The 19,886-nt window shown below is 66.2% G+C and carries 16 protein-coding genes; 9 read left to right on the top strand and 7 right to left on the bottom strand.

What is annotated here, in order from left to right; genetic code table 11:
• Nucleotides 1–41: 41 nt before the first annotated feature.
• A complete protein-coding gene (locus tag BSF38_RS17425) occupies nt 42–287 on the bottom strand; it encodes a hypothetical protein (RefSeq protein WP_076347711.1) in 246 nt (81 codons plus the stop codon).
• A gap of 371 nt (nt 288–658) precedes the next feature.
• Between BSF38_RS17425 and BSF38_RS17420 the strand changes: the two genes are divergently transcribed.
• The 4 genes from BSF38_RS17420 (at nt 659) to BSF38_RS17405 (ending at nt 6,520) form a co-directional block, all read left to right on the top strand.
• Nucleotides 659–1,195, top strand: coding sequence for a hypothetical protein (locus BSF38_RS17420; protein ID WP_076347709.1), 537 nt, complete (start codon nt 659–661; stop codon nt 1,193–1,195).
• 539 nt (nt 1,196–1,734) lie between these two features.
• Nucleotides 1,735–1,872: a hypothetical protein gene (locus BSF38_RS31375; protein WP_168189400.1), complete on the top strand. Its 138-nt coding sequence runs from the start codon at nt 1,735–1,737 to the stop codon at nt 1,870–1,872.
• Nucleotides 1,873–2,513: 641 nt separating this feature from the next.
• Entirely contained in the window at nt 2,514–5,597 is a 3,084-nt protein-coding gene (locus BSF38_RS17410) for a PVC-type heme-binding CxxCH protein (RefSeq protein ID WP_099091993.1), read from the top strand.
• Between the two features lie 14 nt (nt 5,598–5,611).
• Nucleotides 5,612–6,520 (top strand): sugar phosphate isomerase/epimerase family protein, encoded by a 909-nt coding sequence (locus BSF38_RS17405; protein WP_076347705.1) that lies wholly within the window; start codon nt 5,612–5,614, stop codon nt 6,518–6,520.
• A 10-nt stretch (nt 6,521–6,530) separates the two neighbouring features.
• Here BSF38_RS17405 and BSF38_RS17400 read toward each other — a convergent pair whose 3' ends face one another.
• The 3 genes from BSF38_RS17400 to kaiB are packed head-to-tail and all read right to left on the bottom strand — an operon-like array spanning nt 6,531 to nt 10,271.
• Nucleotides 6,531–8,408, bottom strand: a complete 1,878-nt coding sequence (locus BSF38_RS17400) for a PAS domain-containing hybrid sensor histidine kinase/response regulator (protein WP_083713029.1) — start codon at nt 8,406–8,408, stop codon at nt 6,531–6,533.
• 22 nt (nt 8,409–8,430) lie between these two features.
• Nucleotides 8,431–9,966 (bottom strand): circadian clock protein KaiC, encoded by a 1,536-nt coding sequence (kaiC, locus tag BSF38_RS17395; RefSeq protein ID WP_076347703.1) that lies wholly within the window; start codon nt 9,964–9,966, stop codon nt 8,431–8,433.
• Nucleotides 9,963–10,271: a circadian clock protein KaiB gene (kaiB, locus tag BSF38_RS17390; protein WP_076347701.1), complete on the bottom strand. Its 309-nt coding sequence runs from the start codon at nt 10,269–10,271 to the stop codon at nt 9,963–9,965. Before kaiB ends, kaiC begins: the two co-directional genes overlap by 4 nt.
• A gap of 420 nt (nt 10,272–10,691) precedes the next feature.
• Here kaiB and BSF38_RS17385 point away from each other — a divergent pair, with 420 nt between their 5' ends.
• The gene (locus tag BSF38_RS17385) at nt 10,692–11,777 is read left to right on the top strand and encodes a Gfo/Idh/MocA family protein (protein ID WP_076347699.1); all 1,086 of its coding nucleotides are present in this window, start codon (nt 10,692–10,694) and stop codon (nt 11,775–11,777) included.
• 16 nt (nt 11,778–11,793) lie between these two features.
• Here BSF38_RS17385 and BSF38_RS17380 read toward each other — a convergent pair whose 3' ends face one another.
• Nucleotides 11,794–12,213 (bottom strand): hypothetical protein, encoded by a 420-nt coding sequence (locus BSF38_RS17380; protein WP_076347697.1) that lies wholly within the window; start codon nt 12,211–12,213, stop codon nt 11,794–11,796.
• 222 nt (nt 12,214–12,435) lie between these two features.
• On the opposite strand from BSF38_RS17380, the gene BSF38_RS17375 reads away from it, so the two are divergent.
• On the top strand, nt 12,436–13,737 hold the full coding sequence (locus tag BSF38_RS17375) for an AAA family ATPase (protein WP_076347695.1): 1,302 nt from the start codon (nt 12,436–12,438) through the stop codon (nt 13,735–13,737).
• Between the two features lie 6 nt (nt 13,738–13,743).
• On the top strand, nt 13,744–14,343 hold the full coding sequence (locus BSF38_RS17370) for an RloB family protein (protein WP_076347693.1): 600 nt from the start codon (nt 13,744–13,746) through the stop codon (nt 14,341–14,343).
• A 75-nt stretch (nt 14,344–14,418) separates the two neighbouring features.
• On the opposite strand, the gene BSF38_RS17365 is transcribed toward BSF38_RS17370, so the two are convergent.
• Both BSF38_RS17365 and fae read right to left on the bottom strand, forming a co-directional pair.
• Nucleotides 14,419–15,612, bottom strand: a complete 1,194-nt coding sequence (locus BSF38_RS17365; protein WP_076351035.1) for a hypothetical protein — start codon at nt 15,610–15,612, stop codon at nt 14,419–14,421.
• 296 nt (nt 15,613–15,908) lie between these two features.
• The gene (fae, locus tag BSF38_RS17360) at nt 15,909–16,457 is read right to left on the bottom strand and encodes a formaldehyde-activating enzyme (protein ID WP_076347691.1); all 549 of its coding nucleotides are present in this window, start codon (nt 16,455–16,457) and stop codon (nt 15,909–15,911) included.
• Nucleotides 16,458–16,855: 398 nt separating this feature from the next.
• Between fae and BSF38_RS17355 the strand changes: the two genes are divergently transcribed.
• Nucleotides 16,856–18,130: a pyridoxal phosphate-dependent aminotransferase gene (locus tag BSF38_RS17355; RefSeq protein ID WP_210405616.1), complete on the top strand. Its 1,275-nt coding sequence runs from the start codon at nt 16,856–16,858 to the stop codon at nt 18,128–18,130.
• 841 nt (nt 18,131–18,971) lie between these two features.
• Nucleotides 18,972–19,886, top strand: coding sequence for a sulfate adenylyltransferase subunit CysD (gene cysD, locus BSF38_RS17350; RefSeq protein WP_076347689.1), 915 nt, complete (start codon nt 18,972–18,974; stop codon nt 19,884–19,886).

Here is a 19,886-nt window from a genome sequence, read left to right as displayed (position 1 = left end):
GGTCGCAGTCGCAGTCGCAGTCGCGGCTTTACGGCGACACATTAGACCATTTGCAAAGCCGACTCGGGAAGTGAACTCCTCTCGTGAATCGCGCCGCCGTGAACGACGTCTACCCCGGAGAAGGCCGCCCAGGTGAACACCGAGTCGAGCGTCAGGAGCCGCGCGGCGATCTCGTCCGGCGGGCGGATCGCCTGTCCCAGGTCGGGATCGGGCAACGATTTCGCCGGTCGGAAGCCGACCGCTTCAAGTTCCGCGAAGACCTTCGCCCTCAACGCTTCCGCCGTCATCCGCACACCTCCGAATCGGCCGCCGACCATGGAACGGGTCCCCCGGACGCCGCCATGATAACCGCCCGAGCCCGGCGGCGAAACGAGCGGATCCGGCCCCGCGGCAGACAGTTGCGAGCATGCGTTCGCTGGCCGTGGGACCGACTCCGGATTGTAGACGGGGCCTGTCGCTGGGCGTGAGACCGGGCTAACAGAGGCGGGCTACAATAACCATCCCATCACCCCGAAACCCATCTTGAGCTTGTCGAGATTTTCGACGGAAAGCGATCTCGTCGGCGTCGGAATTGCTAATTCATCAGCCAGACCCCGCCGGAAATCAGTTCCAGCGGGGATAGTTCGATAAACATCCCTGAATCGAATCGAGGAATACCATGGCTGATACACGCAATCCGCAAAAAAGCGTCGACGTCCCTCCCCGTGGCGATCGGAATCCCGATCCGATCACGAATGCGCCTGGTTCCCACCCCGTGGAAACCGGCATCGGCGCGGCCATCGCGGGAGCGGCCAGCGGCATGGCCGTCGGCGCCGTCACCGGGCCGGTCGGCGCTGCGATCGGAGCCGCGGTCGGTGCGGTCGCGGGCGGATACGCCGGCAAGGGCGTCGGCGAACTCATCGACCCCACGACCGAGGACAACTGGCTGCGCGACAACTACAAGACTCGCCCGTACGTCCGCCAGGGCGACACGTTCGAGACGCATCTTCCCGCCTACCGTTATGGGGCGGAAGCCGAGCACAGGTACGGCGAAACCAAATTCGACGACGTCGAAACGGACCTGAAGCGCGATTGGGCGAACGTGAAGGACCGCGGCGAACTGGAATGGGAACGCGCTCGCGGGGCGGTCAAGGACGCCTACGATCGCAGTTGTCATATCCGCAAGCAGAAGAACGCCGGCACCTGGAAGCCGTGAGTTCGACGCGAATTCAAGATCATCCAATAATGCAATGGCCGCCTCGTTGGGCATCTCCCGGCGAGGCGGCTTTTTGTTTTGAGGGTTCGCCTGGGCCCGTTCCGACCCCTCGATCGTTCGTCCCGACCCTATCGGTGATGATTGGACTCAGCGACGCAACACACCGTTCCTCGCGAGATTCCCGGCCATGCGACATCCAAGATCCCGGTTCAGTATGCGCACGATGCTGCTCATTACTGCGATCTTCGCGCTCGGCCTCTTCGTTGTGGAGGAGTTCTGGGACGGGATTCCCCCTCGATTCGTCGTACGGGGCATTCCGGCGCGCATCAACCGACTTCGGCGGGGCATGACCTGGGAACAGACTCGTGACATCCTCGGTCTGGAGCGGTCCTGGCTCAGAGGGGGCACAAACGCCTCGCTCAGAGATTCCGAAGGGAACGGGCATTACATGTACCAGACCTACAATGTGCGATCGCCGAGGATCGTCATGGAAATGGCCAGCGAGGGGGGGAGCCCCTCCTCAGCCCACGGGCTTCTCCATGTCCAAGGCGCTGATCCATCTGAGCTTCGACACGAAGGGGCAGACGAATTGGGAACCGGATAAGAACTCTCGACTCCGCAGCGCCTCTTTCTCCAGCGACCGCACCACCGTCGCTGAGATGCCGGGCCAGCGGTGAGCGGAAAGAAAAGCCGTTCTCGAACTTCGATCTCTCGATCAAGTCTCGTTTTAACAATCACGACCGCGATCTCGTCGTAAACTTATCCTGCGGGACTCTCGCAATCGTCCAGCGTCTTTGGCAATCCGCCTGTTCGATGAGAAGCGAGAGTGGCCCTTCGGCGATGCGCAGCCGCGTCGCAAGAAACGCGCGAACGAACCCAATTCGCGGGGCCGTCGACGGGCTGGTCGGTCGGTCGGTCGACGGCCGGGACAAGGCGGCGGACGGACCCAAATCGCGCGATTTCCGCGCGATCGAAGCCAATTTCGATCTTGCGACTAAGTCTCATAGAACACAGGGTTTAGAACACGCCCCCGGCGATCGGAGCGCGGCGAACGAACCCAATCGCGGCGACTCGATCGGAAGGGCCGCGATGAGGCCTGGGGGCCGTCGGTAGGCGTTGCGGGGCGGGGAGACCGCCAGGCTTTCGGCGCGAACGAACCCAACGGCGGCGGGGGCGGTCGGCGATGGTTGACTTGCGGGGCGCGGGTCGCATACAAGGTTAACTGGCGCTTGCGGTCAATCGACCTGTCACACCAGGACGCTTCCCCATGAAACGATCACGGTCGGCTCGAATTCCGGATGGGCTCGTTGTCGGAATCATGACGATTTTGATCGGCTGGCAGTCGACTTGGGGGGCGGACGGTCCTGTCAAGGCGCGGAACCTCAAGGTGCCGGAGGGGTTCACGATCGAGCGGATCGCCGGCCCGCCGCTGGTCGACCGGCCGATCACGGCGGCCTTCGATGAGGAGGGCCGGCTGTACGTCGCCGACTCGTCGGGCTCGAACGACAAGGTCGAGAAGCAACTGGCCGAGAAGCCCCACCGGATCGTCCGGCTTGAGGACAAGGACGGCGACGGCCGGTACGAGAGCCAGACGGTTTTCGCCGACAAGATGATGTTCCCCGAGGGGACGATGTGGCTCGACGGCTCGCTGTACGTCGCGGCCCCGCCGAGCATCTGGAAGCTGACCGACACCAACGGCGACGGCGTGGCCGACGACCGGGTCGAGTGGTTCCAGGGCAAGACCCTCACCGGCTGCGCCAACGACCTGCACGGCCCCTACGCCGGCCCCGACGGCTGGGTCTACTGGTGCAAGGGGGCGTTCGCCGAGCAGACCTACGAGCGGCCCGGCAAGAGCCCGTTCGTCACCAAGGCGGCGCACATCTTCCGGTCGCGGCCCGACGGCTCGGGGATCGAGCCGGTGATGACCGGCGGCATGGACAACCCGGTCGACGTCGCGTTCACCCCCGGCGGCGAGCGGATCTTCAGCACCACGTTCTTCCACCAGCCCGGCGGCGGCCTTCGCGACGGCCTCGCCCACGCGATCTACGGCGGCCTCTACGGCAAGACCAACCGCGTGCTCGACGCCCCCTCGCACAAGTGGACCAGCCCGAACCTGATGCCCGTCCTGTTGCACATGGGCCCCGCCGCCCCCTGCGGCCTGACCCGGTACGAGTCGGACGCCCTCGGCGCCGAGTACCGCGACAACCTTTTCGCCTGCTACTTCAACCTCCACAAGGTCGGCCGCCACGTCCTCAAGCCCAAGGGGGCGACGTTCGAGACCAAGGATGAAGACTTCATCACCAGTCCCGACCTCGACTTCCACCCGACCGACGTGATCGAGGACGCCGACGGCAGCCTGATCGTGGTCGACACCGGCGGCTGGTACAAGCTCTGCTGCCCGTCGTCGCAGCTCTCCAAGCCCGATGTCCTCGGCGGCGTCTACCGCGTCCGCCGCAAGGACGCAAAACCCGTCGCCGACCCGCGTGGCCTGGCGATCGACTGGAAGACCCGGACGCCCGCCGACCTTGTCGCCCTGCTCGGCGACCCCCGCCCCGCCGTCGCCCGCCGCGCCGTCGCCGCCCTGGCCCGCGCCGGCGACGACGCCCGCCCCGCGCTCGTGATCGCCATGCAGAACCGCTCGATTCAAGCCCGCCTCAACGTCGTCTGGACGCTCGCTCGGATCGACGACGAAGGCGCCCGCGTGCTAGGCCGGCTCGCTCTGGTCGACCCCGAAGAGACCGTCCGCCAGGCCGCCGCCCACGTCGCCAGCCTGACCCGCGACGCGGGCGCGGTTTCCGCACTGACGGCCTTGCTCAAAGGCGACTCGACCGCCAACCGCCGGGTCGCGGCCGAGGCCCTGGGGCGGATCGGCGACAGGACGGTCGTACCGATCCTGCTCGACGCGATTCATGAGTCGAGTGATCCTATCTTGACGCACTCGCTCACCTATGCGTTGATCGATATCGCCGATCCGAAAGGGACGGCCGAGGGGCTGAAGTCGCCGAACGTCGCCGTCAAGAAGGCGGCCCTGACGGCGATCGATCAGATGGACGGCGGCGGCCTCGACCCCAAGCTGGCCGTCGCGCTCTTGACCGACGCGAACCCGGATCTGAAGGAGACGGCCTCGTGGATCGTCGGCCGCCATCCCGAGTGGGCCGAGACCGTCGCCGGCTTCTTCCAGGGCCAGTTGAAGAGCGGCGATCTAAGCGAGGCCGACCGGGCCGCCCTGGAGCGCCAGCTCGCCCGGTTCGGCGGGACGCCGGCCGTCCAGAAGCTGTTGACCGAGACGCTGCTCGCCCACGGGACCGAGGTCGGCAACGGGGGGAAGCGCATCGCCCTGAAGGCCGTCGCCCAGTCCGGCTTGAAGGACGCGCCGGCTGCTTGGATTTCGGCCCTGGCCGCGATCCTGGCCGGCCCCGACGCCGACCTCGCCCGTCAGGCGGTTTCGACCGCCCGGGCCCTGGCCGTCCCCGCCGACAAGGGCGCCGCGCTGACGGCCCCGCTCCTGGCGATCGCCGGCCGCGAGTCGGCCCCCGCCGACGCCCGGCTCGAAGCCCTCGCAGCCGTCCCCGGCGGCCTGCCTAAGATCGATCCCCCGGCCTTCGCCTTCCTGCTCGGCCGGCTCGACCCGGCGAATTCGGTCGCGACCCGGGTGCTCGCGGCCGAAGTCATCACGATGGCAAAGCTTGATGCGTCCCAACTCGGCGCGCTGGCCGAGTCGCTCCGGAAGGCCGGGCCGCTCGAAGTCGACCGCCTGCTCGCGGCCTTCGACGCCGCGACCGACGACGCCCTGGGGGTCCGGCTGGTGAAGACGCTGGGCGAGTCGTCGGCGATCGGCAGCCTGCGGATCGACGCGCTCAAGCTGCACCTCGCCAAGTTCGGCCCCGAGACCAGGAAGGCCGCCGAGGGGCTTTACGCCCGGCTCAACGCCGACGCCGCCAAGCAGAACGCCCGCGTCGACGCCTTGCTCGCCAAGGTCGCCGAGGGGGACGTCCGGCGGGGCCAGCTCGTGTTCCACGGCGAGAAGGCCGCCTGCTTCACCTGCCACGCCATCGGCTATCGAGGCGGCGACGTCGGCCCCGACCTCACCAAGGTCGGCGGCGTCCGCTCCGAACGCGACCTCCTCGAAGCCATCGTCTACCCGAGCGCCAGCCTGATCCGCAGCTTCGAGCCGGTCGTCCTCGCCACCACCGACGGCAAAGTGATCAACGGCCTCTTGCGCAACGAAACGTCCGACGAGCTGGTCCTGATCACCGGCGCCAACCAGCAAACCCGCGTCGCCCGCGCCGACGTCGAGGAAATCCGCCCCAGCACCGTCTCCATCATGCCCGCCGGATTGGATCAACAGTTAACGACCCAGGAACTCGTCGATCTGGTCGCGTTCCTCAAGGCCTGCAAGTAAGCGAGATCTCCGCTATGTCCCTGAAGCTCGCCGCGTTTCCGAAGTGTTACATCGATCAGATTGCGGGCGACCGGTCGATGTCGGTGTTCGACTGGATCGAGATGGCCAAGTCGCTCGACGCCGACGGGCTGGAGATGTACGACGGGTTCTTCACAAGCCTGGACGACTCCTACATCGACCGCGTGGGCGAGGCGATCGCCGGGGCGGGCTTCGCGATGCCGATGCTCTGCTGCTCGCCCGACTTCACCAACCCCGACGCCGACGGCCGGAAGCGGGCCGTCGACCGCCAGGTCGAGCGGATCGCGGTCACGCGCCGGCTCGGGGGGGCGCGGGCCGTCTGCCGGGTCCTCTCCGGCCAGCGCTATCCCGAGGTCGGCCGCGAGCAAGGGATCGCCTGGGTCGTCGAGTGCATCGAAGCGGTCCTCCCCGTCGCCCGCGAGCACGACATCGTCCTGGGCATCGAAAACCACTACAAGGACGGCTTCTGGAAGTACCCCGAGTTCGCCCAGAAGAAGGACGTCTTCCTGGAGCTGCTGGCCGCCGTGGCCGACCGCGACCACTTCGGCGTGCAGTACGACCCGTCGAACGCGATCGTGGCCGGCGACGACCCGATCGAGCTGCTCCGCGAGGTGGCCGACCGGGTCGTGAGCATGCACGCCAGCGACCGGTATCTGGCCGAGGGGGCGACGCTCGAAGGGCTCCGCCAGACCGACGGCACACTCGGCTATTCGGCCGACCTGCGGCACGGCGTGACCGGCAAGGGGTTGAACGACTACGACGCGATCTTCGGCATCCTCGCCGACAACGAATACCGAGGCTGGGTCAGCATCGAGGACGGCATGAACGGCCTGGACGAGATGGCCGAGTCGCTCGCCTTCCTCCGCGCGATCACCGCCAAGTACTTCCCGGGAGGCGACCGATAAGCCGCGCGGCTCAGGGGTCCGGGTTCGCGGCCCGGACGATCGCGAGCAGGGCGTCGATGTCGACGGGCTTGACCAGGTGGTGGGCGCAGCCGGCGGCCCGGGAGCGGTGGCGGGCCTCGTCCTCGCCGTACCCCGAGACCGCTACGAGGAGCGGCGCCCCCGGGGAAGACCCGCGGATGGCCTCGGCCACCTGGTAGCCGTCCATGCCGGGCAGCCCGATGTCCAGGAGGACGACGTCGGGGCGGAACGCGCGGAACGCCTCCAGGGCCGAATTCCCGTCGTAGACGCAACGGACCTCGTGCCGCTCGGCGGCGAGCAGCGCCGCAGTCAGCTCGGCGGCGTCGCGGTTGTCGTCGACGACGAGGACGCGGACGAGGCGCCCTGGCGGCGGCTCGGGGGCCTTCGAGGGGGACGGCCGGTCGTCGGTCGTGAGCAGGGCCGGCAGGCGGACGACGAACTCGCTGCCGCGCCCCGGCCCGTCGCTAGTAGCCGACACGCGGCCGCCGTGCATCTCGGTCAGCGTCTGGACGAGGGTCAGGCCGATCCCCAGGCCGCCCCGGCTGCGATCGATGGAGACCTCGGCCTGCGTAAAGGGCTCGAAGACGCGGGGCAGCATGGCGGCGTCGATGCCGATGCCGGTGTCGCGCACCGCGATCGTCGCCTCATCCCCGTCGCGCAGGGCGGTCAGCCGGATGAGGCCGCCGGGCTCGGTGTACTTGGCGGCGTTGGCGAGCAGGTTCACGACGATCTGCTCGAGCCGGGTGGGGTCGGCGTCGAGCAGGAGCCCGGGGCCGATCGACGTCTCGAGCGAGTGGCCGCGCTCCTGCATGAGGGGGCGGACGGCCTCGACGGCGTTGCGGAGGACGTCCGAGGCGTCGAGGGAGCTGGTGCGGAGGCGGATCTTACCCTGGCTGATCCGCGAGACGTCGAGCAGGTCGTCGATCAGGCCGGCGAGGTGCGTGCACTGCCGCCGGATGACCTCGTGGCTCCACGCGCGGCTGTCGGCGTCCGAGGCCCGCAGCGCGAGCTGCACGGCGTTGCTGACGGCGGCCAGCGGGTTGCGCAGCTCGTGGGCCAGCATCGCGAGGAATTCGTCCTTGCGACGGTCGGCCTCGCGCAGCGCCTCCTCGGCCTGACGGCGCTCCGTGACGTCGTCGGCCACGAGCGAGAACTGGAGGCGTCCCGAGGGCGTGAGGCCGATGTAGCCGACTGTGACCGACAGCCAAGTCCGCCCCCCGGGCGCGTCGTGGGCGTACTCGAAGCGGGCCGGCGAGCCGGACCGCCTCGCCTCGCGGTAGTGGGCGATCCAGCCGGCGAGGACCTCGAGGAGGACGCCCTGCCCGCGGCCCAGGCCGTCGACGACCTCGTCGGGGTCGCCGAAGAAATGGACGGCGGCGGCGTTCGACGAGACGTGGATCACCTCGTCGCCGATCAGCTCGACGACGCCCATCATCATCGACGAGGCCTCATAGAAGCTCCGCAGGGTGGCGTTCGCCTCGCGCGCGGCCTCCTCGGCCTGCCTCCTCTCGGTGACGTCGCGGAGGGCCGCCACGAAGGCCGGCTCGCCGCGCCAGGACGTCGAGGCCGTCCGCATCTCGGCGACGCGCACCGTCCCGTCGGCCCGCGGCACGTCGATCTCGGTGGTCTCGCCCGGCACGACCGGGACGCCGAAGGGCTGCCCCTCCAGGCGCTCCGGGGCGTGGCCCAGCAAGGCGCCCGCGGCGGGGTTGGCGAAGCCGATGACCCCGTCGCGGTGCACGACGAGGACCGCGTCGGCACCGGCCTCGACCAGCGCGCGGAAGCACTCCTCGTCGTCCCGCTCCCGATCGGGCGGGGCGGGCGCGGACCGCGAAAACGGTCCGCGCCCGTCGTCGGGTCGATTCTTCATGGGAACATCCTTAACCGGGCCATCAGTCGGGATCCGAGGCCTGGGCGCCGTCGCCTTGCCCGGAGCCGACGTTGATCGGGAACCGCCGGAAGTTCCCCGAGAGGATGCCCGACAGCTCGCGGAACGGCTGGCCGATGTGCATGCCCTGGCTGTCGATCGTGAACTCGCGGATCTGCTTGTCGTGCCTCGAGCCCCGCATCTTCAGCACGGTCAGCCCCCGGCGCATGTCTCCGTGCATCTCGACATACCGCAGCAGGATGATCGAATCGGTGATGGTCGACAGGTGCGTCTCGGTGATCGAGTCGCCCCCGAGCAGCGACGACGTCGTGGCGGTGAAAAGGCCGGGGATCTCCTGGTGCTTCACGAACGAGACCAGGCCGATGACGAACTCGCGGAAGCTCTTGACCGGCGCGACCCGCTCCAGCGCCGAGAGGCTGTCGACCGCCAGGCGGCTGGGCTTGAACTGCTCGATCTCCCGCTTCAGGTGGATCAGGTGGTCCTCCAGGGCCGCGGCCTCGGGATAGGTGCAGACGACCTTGAGACGGCCCTCGGCCTCCATCCTGGCGAAGTCGACCCCCCAGCCGCTCGCGTTCCGCACCAGCTGCTCGCGGCTCTCCTCGAAGGCGAACAGCAGGCAGCGCTCGCCCGCCTTGTCGCCCCCGGCGAGGAACTCGGTGGTGATCAGCGTCTTACCCGTGCCGGTCGGCCCCGAGATCAGGACGATCGAGTCGCGGAAGAAGCCGCCGCCGCACATGAGGTCCAGCTCGGGGCTGCCGGAGCTGATCCGCGCGTCGGACGATTTCTGCTTCAACTCCAGGGCGGAGAGCGGGATCACGACCACGCCGTGGCCGGGCACGATCGTGAACGGCCACTCGCCCTTCTGGTGGTTGGCGCCCCGGAACTTGAGGATCTCCACGGTCCGCCTCCGGACTTCCTCCTGGAGCATGTTGCGGAGGACGACGACGTTGTCGGAGACGAATTCCTCGACCCCGTACCGCGAGATCGGCCCGTGCTCCTCGACGCGCTCCGCCGTGATCACCGAGGTGACGCCCAGCTTGCGAAGCGCCTTCGAGATGCGGAACAGCTCGCGGCGGATCGTCGCGTCGTCGTCGAGCTGCGCGAAGACCCCGCCCAGCGAATCGAGCACGACGCGGCGGGCGCCGACCTTCTTGACGCCGTGCTCGATCCGGGCGAGCAGCGCGCCCAGGTCGTATCCCCCGGCCGTGATGTGCGGGTCGCCGGGCTGCGGCGAGGCGTCGACGAACGCCCAGCGCCCCTCGTTCTCCCAGGTCGCGATGTCCCACCCGAAGCCGATCATGTTGTGGCGGATGTCTTCGGGATCCTCCTCGAACGTGATGAAGACGCCGGACTCGCCGCAGCGCATGATGCCGGCGGCCAGGAACTGGGCGGCGAAGACCGTCTTCGAGCTGCCCGACGTCCCTGACAGCAGCGTCGACCTCCCCTCGGGAAGGCCCCCCAGCGCGATGAGGTCGAACCCTTCGATGTGGGTCGCCAGCTTGGGGAAGGCTGGCGGATTCAATTCGGTTTGTCGAGTCATACCTCTTCCTCTCCGCGACCGTCGGCGTCCGAGGCGGGACGAAGGTCCAGCCCGAGCAGGACGCGTTCCTTGTCGGAAAGGTCGCCAATGATCCGGCGGATCGGTACGGGAAGCTCCTTGACGACGGTCGGCGTGGCGAGGATCTTCTCGTCCTCCGCCAACTGGGGAAGCTCCAGCACGTCGATGACGAGCAGGTCGTAACGTCCGGAAAGCTCCTCCTCGCAGATCCGCCGAAGATTCGCGATCGCGTGCTCGGCGCGCGGAGTCCGGCCCGTCACGTACAGCTTGATCGTGTACTTAGTCACTCGCTCGCCCCTTCCTCCGGTTCCGCTCGTTTTCGTAGAGTTCGGTCCGCCTGCCCGGGGACTGTCGAGTCATTCCCGGGCATTCACAATGCATTTCTCATGCCGAACCGGCCGGCTGCCCCCCACCTAAGTAAGGACGCGGGCCGCCCGGGGCGTCGCAGTGCCGACGGAGAGGGCTGGGCGCGCGGCGCAAGGCCCGGTGCCTCGAGGTCGCCGGGGCGGGGTGTCGCACGCCGAAAACGCCGGCGAGGCCGGGCGTCGCAGCGTCGAGGGTGGGGCGTCCCGGGGAACACGGAGGATTCTTGCGGGAGCGGGCCGGATGCTGGTAGCCTCTCTGGGACGAGGGCGCGGCCGCATCGGTCGGGCTTCGTGGCAAATCCGCCGGACGCCGCGCGCGGGTCGGCTCGGGAGGCCCGTCTGATGGCACGCGTCCGTACGGCCCTGGTCGGCTGCGGGAAGGTCGGCGGCATACACGCGCAGGCGCTTGCGAATCTGTCCGAATCGGAGTTCGTGGCGGTATGCGACTCGGACCGAGGTCGGGCCGAGGCGTTCGCCGCGCGGTACGGCGTCGCGCCGTTCACGGACGTCGCGGCGATGATCGAGGAATCCAGACCGCAGGCGATTTTGATCGGTACGCCGCACCCGCTGCACGCCGCGCCGGCTGTCGTCGCGGCCCGCGCGGGGGTCCACGTCCTGGTCGAGAAGCCCCTGGCCGCGAGCCTGGAAGACTGCGACGCCATGCTCGCCGCGGCCCGCGAGGGGGGCGTCAAGCTCGGGGTCATCAGCCAGCGACGGTGGTATGAGCCGGTCCGCCGCATGAAGCAGGCCGTGGCCGAGGGCAAGATCGGCCGCCCGGCGATCGGCGTCTTCACCATGTATAGCTGGCGCGATCAGGCGTACTACCAGTCCGACCCCTGGCGCGGCCGGTGGGACGCCGAGGGGGGCGGCGTGCTCATGAACCAGTCGCCCCACATGCTCGACCTGCTCACCTGGCTGATGGACGACGAGGTCGAGGAGGTCTGCGGGTTCGCCGCCAACGTCAACCACCCCTATGTCGAGGTCGAGGACACGGCCGTCGCCGTCCTCATGTTCCGCCGCGGGGGCCTGGGGTCGATCGTCTCAAGCCTGGCGCAGAAGCCCGGAATCCACGCCAAGATCCACCTCCACGGCGACTCCGGCGCGTCGATCGGCGTCGAGACCGACCGCGGCGCAACCTTCATCGCCGGCGTCACCCCGATCGCCGAGCCGCCCCTCAACGACCTCTGGACCGTCCCCGGCGAGGAGGACCGCCTCGCCGCGTTCCAGGCCGAGGACCGCGCCCGGTTCGCCTCGCTCGACGCCGTCACGCATTACCACCAACTTCAGATCCACGATTTCCTGGATGCCATCCTGTCCGATCGCCCCCCCGCCGTCACGGGCGAGGCCGGCCGCCGCGTCGTGGCGCTCGTTCAGGCGATCTACCAATCCAGCCGTGAGCGACGGTTGATCAAGATGACGGACGTTTGAAGTCGGCCGGCCGGGGTCATTCCCCCGGCGCTTCTTTCCCCACGAGTTCGACCGAGTGGATCGTCCCGCTCGGCAGCCAGACCTCTTTCTTCGAGCCCGGCGCCGGACGGCCGATGCCGACGTTCCGGAAGAGCCGGTCCTTGAAAGGCACATGGACCGCCGTCTTCCGGACGATGGTCTTCTTCTCCTCGGTCACGGTCAGGCCGACGCCCTGCTCGGTCGCCTTGGCGATCACGCCTTCGTACGCCGTAACCGTCTCATTTCGACCGCTCGCCACCGCGTTCAGCTCGACCCGGCACCGCGCCCCGACCTTCAGAGTCGCCGGGCTCGCGATGATCGTGATCGGCCGATCCGCCCCCTTGGAATCGCCTCCCCAAGCCGCTCCCACCAACACCGCCCAAGCCGCCGCCGAGAACCCGACATGCCTGATACGCATCACCGCCTCCGATGTGTTCGTCGCAACGAGACGTGAAGACCGCCGAAGTGAATCGGCCGGTTCTAGCATGACCTCTCATTCTTGTCGATGCGAAGTCGCGACTCCGCGAATCGCCCTCTGGGAGCCGAAACGCCTTCCAAAAACGATTTTCGCGGCGTTCCGCGCGGGATTCTTGCGGAAACCGCCACTTAACTGGTAGCCTTGGGCAAGGAGAACGCAACCATGCTGATCGAATTCCGCGTCGAGAACCACCGTTCTCTGCGCGACGAGCAAGTCTTGACCATGCAGGCGGGCCAGGTCGGCGACCCGGACGACGACCGTCCCCGGCTTGTTCCAGGATACGCGCAGCGACTGCTTCCCGTCGCGGCGATCTACGGGGCGAACGCCAGCGGCAAGAGCAATGTTCTGGAAGCTCTGGCGACCATGCGCGAAGCCGTCGCGTCGTCGCATCGAACTTGGCCGCCGAATGGAGGCGTCGCACGAGCGCCCTTCGCGTGGGGGCCCAAGCGACGAGAGCCGTCGTTGTTCGAGGTATCGATGGTCCTGGACGGTGTTCGGTATCAATATGGATTTACCGCGAATGATGAGCGGTTCCTGGAGGAATGGCTTCACGCCTGGCCCAGCAAACGAAAGCAAACCTGGTTCGAGCGGGTCGACGACAAATTCAGCTTCTCAGCAAGTCTCAAGGGCGAGAACAAGTTGATTGAGAGCGTGACTCGCCCCAATGCTCTCTTCCTTTCGGCGGCGGCGCAACATCAACATCCACAACTTGAAAAGATCTCACTGTGGTTTAATTTTCTCCAGACTCTCAGCGTACCACGAGGTGCCGCCCCCTTGGATTCTTCTGTGTACTCATCGGCTGTAGCGTCTACATACCTCGTTGCTGAACAACAGTCGTCCAAGTCCATCCCCATGAATTCAGCCCATCTAGGGTTTAATCGAGACAAATCCATGTCTGCGCTTCTGCGTGGAATCAAGAATCTGTTGCGAGAATCGGACACAGGCGTCACCGATATCCGCTTCGTCCAGCCAGAAACGGGCTCCATGCGTGGAGATCGCAATCAGGCACGAGTAGAATTCAAACACAAGTCGAAAGCCAAGGACGCCTGGTTGGCCTTCGAACAAGAGTCGAAGGGAACCCAAATCCTGTTCAGCATGGGCATTCCCACTTTACTGAAGATTGAACGGGGCGGCGTGCTCCTCGTCGATGAGTTGGAGGCCAGCCTGCATCCAGCGATCGGTCAACATATTATCCGCTTGTTCAACGACCCGAAGACGAATCCGCGAAACGCTCAGTTGATCTTCACGACGCACGACACCAACCTGCTGGGCACGACGCTCGGCGAGCCGGTGTTGCGGCGGGATCAGGTGTGGTTGACGGAGAAGGACGACGAAGGGGCGACGGTGCTTTATCCGTTGACCGACTTCAAGCCTCGCAAGGCCGAGAACATCGAGCGGGGCTATCTTCAGGGTCGGTACGGCGCCGTCCCGTTCCTTGGCGATTTCGTCGCGGCTGGGGAGTGAGCCACGATGTCGGATCGCCGCAACAGGGAGCGCCGGCCTGGTCGTAGGAACTCGTTTCGCGATCCCATGCCGGTCGTCCTGATCGTCTGCGAGGGCGAGAAGACCGAGCCTCAGTATCTCGAGGGATACAAACGAGCCTGCCGAAACCCCAGGGTGAACATCAAGACCGTCTCCAAGACAGTGTCTCCCGAAGGCCTTGTGCAACTGGCTGTCGAGCTTCGCGATCGAGCGGGACACGACGCCTACGACTCGGTCTGGTGCGTTTTCGACGTCGACGACCACCCGAGCCTCCCCCGGGCCAAGGACCAGGCCCGCGCCGGCCGCATCGAACTGGCGATCTCGAATCCGTGCTTCGAACTCTGGCTGCTGCTTCATTTTCAAGAGCACCCCGGAATGCAAGATCGGAGGCGGGTCAAGGCGATGCTCCGCAAACACGTTCCTCACTACGACAAGGCGGTCGATTACGCGAGCTATGCGACCGGCCATCCGCACGCCGACAAGCGAGCCGAACGCCTGGAACAAGCCGCCGAGAAGGCGAACGAACCCGGGCGGAACCCGTCGACGGGCGTCTATCAACTCATTCGCATCATTGAGAAGAAGAGCTGAGCACGATCGTCCTGGCCTTTCAGAAACCGTGAACGTTCTCCGGATGTGCTGACTTCGAGTCGAGTATGGATCGGGTCAGTTCTGCGTCGGGGGCTGAGAACTGCGGAAGTGGATGGTCCCGTCTTCGAGGTTGTACATGACGTCGTACTGGGTGAAGGTATAGAGGCCGGTGTTGACGTAGTTCTGGCCCATGGCGGTCGTGGTGTGGTAGTTCGCCGCGATCTTATCATCGGCCGACTTCTTCGACCCGCCGTCGATCGTCATGTTGATGTTCGTCTCGTGCGGATTGGACGCGGTCGCCGTGACGTTGAGATCGACGCCCTTCTTGAAGCGGCCGGTGAACAATCCGCCCGACCGAGTCGGCTTGTTCAGGAAGCCCCGGTTGACGGCCACGCTGTCGCCCTGCCAGACCGTGACCGACGACGCGCCGGTGTCGATCGTCCAGCCGAGGTCCTTGAAGCTCTGGGTCCGATTCGTCTTCGGGTCGGTCCATGAAAAGTCGGCGTTGGCGATCCGCTCGCTGTAGGTGTCGACGCCGGTGATCGGGAAGAACCGCTGGGCGGTCCCCGTGTAGGGGTTCATCGGGAGCGTCGTATCGAACGACTTGAGGTCCTCGGGCGTGAGGCCGATCTGCAGATACGGCTGGTTTCCGCCCTCCTCCAAGTCCCCCACGTGCACGATGAAGCCGATCGTCAGCCCGGCGGGGATCGGGATCTGCGGCACGATTGAAAGGATGCTGTTCTTCTCGCTCGTGCCGTTGGGCGAGAGCGAGGCCCCGAAATCGCCGTAGAACCAGTTCTGGAGCGGCGGCGAGCCCCTCTTGAGGGCGTTGTTCCAGTTCACCACCGCGCTCTTGGACTTCGCGTCCGAGTAGCGGACGATCTGGCCCATGTCGACCGGCTGTCCGGTGCCGACGACCTTGCTGAAGCCGCCGTCGGCGTCCGGCTGGTAAAGCTCCACGCTCGTCCGCACCTTGTTCGCCACGTACCGATTGCCCGACGAGTAGGTGATGCCCAGGCTCCCGCGACTCACGATCTTCTTCGCCCCCCACCAGCGCAGGTCCTTGGGAGACTTCGAGTCGGCGGCGGCCCAGAAGCCCTCGCCGCCGGTGTCGAACTCGTAGAGCCTGGGGTTCGCGTTCCCACCGAGCCCGACGTAGATGCCGAGCTTGTACTCCGGCTTCGCGTCCTTCTTCGCGGTCTGGCCCGTGCTCTTTTGTTTAATGTCAACCACTTCCAGGGGGATCTTATAAGGCGTCGCGCTCAGCATCAGCCGCTCTTCCAATGGACGACCGACGTCCAGTGGAACGAACGACCGCCGGGTCCTTCGGCCCCGCAAGCTCGCCGCGCCCCGAACTCTCAGAACCTGGATCCCGCCGACCGCGAGCGTTCGCATCTGTTCGCGCCCCGAATGGCCTCTTCGCTCTCGTCCCGCCCGCATCACGTTGGGAACAGGGACCACCCCCGGGCAACCTAGGACACGACCGGCGCTTGTCAATTTCGTTCCGCGGCACGGTTAATTCCTCAGGCCCACGACCGTCCGACGCACGGCGGCTTCCGCATCGATCACAGCTCTCCATCGACTCCCAGTTTGTGGAAGTAGTGCTCGACCTTGTCCTGGTTTTCGAGGAGCCAGTCGATCGAGGGGGCGTTGTTGAGGGCCTTGCGGATGACCTTGAGGGTGGCTTCGCGGTGGACGGCGAAGAGGGCCTTGTGGTCGAGGTCGTCGACGTCCGTGACGGCGGGGTCGAGCCAGACGGAGTAGATGATCCCCAGGTCGTTCACCTTCTCCTTGGGGATCACCCCCTCGCGGACGGCGTCGAGCACGCCGTGGGCGATCGCGGCCTGGACGGTTCCCATCAAGATATTGGTGTATTTCTTGCTCTTGACCGTCACCTTGCTGACCATGATCGTCGCCGGGCGGACCTGGACGTCGCTGGCCAGGATCGCGAACACCCGCGAATGCCCCTTCACCTGGTCGCCGATCAGGTTCGCGAGCGCCTGGCCGACCGGGCCGTCCAGCTCGCCGATCACGATCTCGGGCTCGGCGCACAGGTGGTCCTCGGCCCCCTCGACCAACGCCTCGCCCGTCCGCAACACAATTCGTCCGCTCATCGTTTCAATCTCCCTGGGGTTAATTTCATTGATTTCCATCGGCCCGACGTCCCCGAGCCCGCTCGACGCCCCAGGATAGCCGACGGCCCGCCTGGTGAAAACCGGCCCGGCCGGCCGCCGACCTGTTCGCCTTTATGAGTGGGTCGTGTAGAATCTAGGTGCTTGATGAGAAGCGGGGGTGCGCCTAGGATGAGCTGGGAAGCTCGGGAAGAAGGCCGCGATGCGAGGCTGCGGCCGCGCTCGCGGAATCCCCCCTGCGGTAGTGCTTTGCGGAATCTCCTCGCGATCGGGTCGTCGCCCTTCTGATTCGTGCGACCGCTCGACGATCGACGCTCGCCAACGGCCGCGCGGTTCGGCCTCCACGGCGAGCCTCACTTGGGAACAACACCGAGGTGGATGTGATCGGGCAGCAAAGGGATCGGCAGCAAAGACGGAAGCCCGGGCCGTTCGACCTGGGCGTCTCGGCGCGTTGGCTGGAGGCCCGCGTCCGGCCGGTGATCCGCCGGGGAGGCCTCAGCCCCCGCGAGAACGCCATCGTCGAGCGGATCAAGCTCCTTAAAAAGGAAGCCGGCTCCCACTCCCCGAGCGCCCCGACCCTGATCAAGCTCATCCCCGAGCTGCGGATGCGGGTCGACGCCTGCTTCCTCTCCAACCCCTACGCCACCGACCTGTTCCTCGACTACCTCCACCGCGAAGTCATCCGACCGGGTAAACTGCGCAAACTGCTGGAATTCTACCCGTCGCAGAATCGGGTGATCGCCGGCAAGCTGAGCGCGGCGATCGGGATCGCGACCGACCACCTGTTCGTGGGCAACGGCGCCGTCGAAATCATCCAGGCGATCCTGCACCGGTTCACGGGCGACAAGATCCTCGTCAACCTGCCGACGTTCTCTCCTTATCATGAGTTCGTAAGGCCTGACACGCAGGTGGTTTACAACCTGCTTCCGAAGGACGAGGATTTCCGGTTCGACGCGGGCGAGTACCTGGAGAAGGTGCGTCGCGAACGGCCCGACACGGTGGTCCTGATCAACCCGAACAACCCCGACGGCGGGTACATTCCGTACGCGACCCTGGTGGCGATGCTTGAGGAGATGCGCGAGGTCCGCAACATCATTGTGGACGAGAGCTTCATCCACTTCGCCTGCGAGGGGGACGACTACGCTTACCGCAGTTTGACCCATGAGATCGACCGGTTCCCGAACCTGATGGTCGTCAAGAGCATGTCCAAGGACTTCGGCGTCGCCGGAATCCGGGCCGGCTACGCGGTGATGGCCCCCGAGCGGGTCAAGTCGTTGCTGGACAACGGTTTCCTCTGGAACTCGTCGGGCCTGGCCGAATACTTCTTCGACCTCTACTCGCGGCCCGATTTCCTGGTCGAGTACGAGCGGAAGCGGGTGCACTACATCCGCCACTCGCGGCGGTTCTTCAAGACTCTGTCGGGCATGCCGGGCATCCACGCCTACCCGACCCACGCCAACTTCATGCTGATCGAACTCAAGAACGGCATGACCGCCGAAGACCTCGTCTGCCGCCTCCTGGTCCGCCGCGGCATCTACGCCCGCGCCTGCGACGACAAGAAGGGCCTCGAACCCGGCAAGTTCATCCGCGTCGCCTCGCGAACCCGCTCCGAGAACCGGTTCGTCCTCCGAGGCATCAAGGACGCCCTCCGGTAACCGAGACCCGGCCCCCGACTTTGGGTTCGTTCGCGCCGAAAACACCCTCGATTCGCCCCTTGCCCCCCGCACGGGCGTGGGGCGTTTCCGCGTTGCACGCTCGCCCGACTCGCCGCGGCGATTGGGTTCGTTTGCCGCCGCCCTTTCTGGCGTCTCATCATGTAAGCCCTTGCCTGTAAAGGCTTTCATCGCGATCGCGAATTTGGGTTCGCTCGCGCGGAAAACCGCCGTTTCGAGGCCTTTTCGGCCACTCCTTCACAGGCGAGCCCGCCTGGGCACGCTCGCGCTAACCGCCCCGAGAATTGGGATCGTTCGCGCGCTTTTCCCCGTTCCATGCAGCCCGCGCCGCGACGTTCCCGACCTCCCGCTCGCCCTGCGGCGATTGGGTTCGTTTGCGGCCGACTTCATCAAGGATATCGCACATAAGCCTTTGCCCTACAATGCCTTACCACGGCGCACAATTGGGTTCGCTCGCGCGGAGAGCCGCCGTTTCGAGGCGAGATCGGCTTCGATCGACCTCGCGGCGCCCGCTCTCCGACCGTTTGCCGACTGCCCTGAAAATTGGGATCGTTCGCGCGCTTTTCCATGCTCCCCACATGCCATGCCGTCCCGGTTTCGATGGAAGCTTCAACCCGACCGAATGACCAAGGAGGCCCGGGCGACGACGGAAGTCGTCCAGTTTTAAGTTTACGACGGGATCGCCATCTTGATCGTGGAGTCTGCTGGATCCTGCGGAGGCGTAGCTCTCAAGGCTCATGTGGGCCAAGCAGATGTTCCCCTACCCGAGTGGGGAGCGGATCTCCTATAATCGAGTGAGTTAAGAGGCCGAACAGGAGGACGGATGATCACCGGCAGTTATAACCTGACCCATTTGAAGGTACTTGAGGCGGAGAGCATCCACATCATCCGCGAGGTCGCCGCCGAGTTCGAGCGGCCGGTGATGCTTTACTCGATCGGCAAGGACTCCGCCGTCATGCTGCGGCTGGCGCAGAAGGCGTTCCACCCCGGCCGGCTCCCCTTCCCGCTGCTGCACGTCGATACGACCTGGAAGTTCCGGGCGATGATCGAGTTCCGCGATCGGTACTGTCGCGAACAGGGCCTCGACCTGAAGGTCTGGGTCAACCCGGAGGGGCGGGCCCAGAACATCAACCCGTTCGACCACGGCTCGAAGAAGCACACCGACGTCATGAAGACGGCCGGGCTGAAGCAGGCGTTGAACCACTACCAGTTCGACGCGGCGTTCGGCGGCGCCCGGCGCGACGAAGAGAAGAGCCGGGCCAAGGAACGCGTCTACAGCTTCCGCGACCGCCTGCACCAGTGGGACCCGAAGAACCAGCGGCCGGAGCTCTGGAACCTGTACAACTGCAAGGTGAACAAGGGCGAGAGCATCCGCGCCTTCCCGCTGAGCAACTGGACCGAACTGGACGTCTGGCAGTACATCCACCTGGAGAGCATCCCCATCGTGCCGCTCTACTTCGCCGACGTCCGCCCGGTCGTCGAGCGCGACGGCGCGCTCATTATGGTGGACGACGAGCGGATGCGGTTGCGGCCCGGCGAGGAGCCGATGATGAAGCGGGTGCGGTTCCGCACGCTGGGCTGCTACCCGCTCACGGGGGCGATCGAGAGCGACGCGACGACGCTGCCGGAAATCATCGAGGAGATGCTGCTCGCGACGAACTCCGAGCGGCAGGGCCGGGTGATCGACCACGACGAGACGGGGTCGATGGAGCAGAAGAAGCGCGAGGGGTATTTCTGA

Source organism: Paludisphaera borealis (assembly GCF_001956985.1).
Classification (GTDB): Bacteria; Planctomycetota; Planctomycetia; order Isosphaerales; family Isosphaeraceae; genus Paludisphaera; species Paludisphaera borealis.
This window is presented reverse-complemented; position numbering and strand designations above follow the sequence as displayed.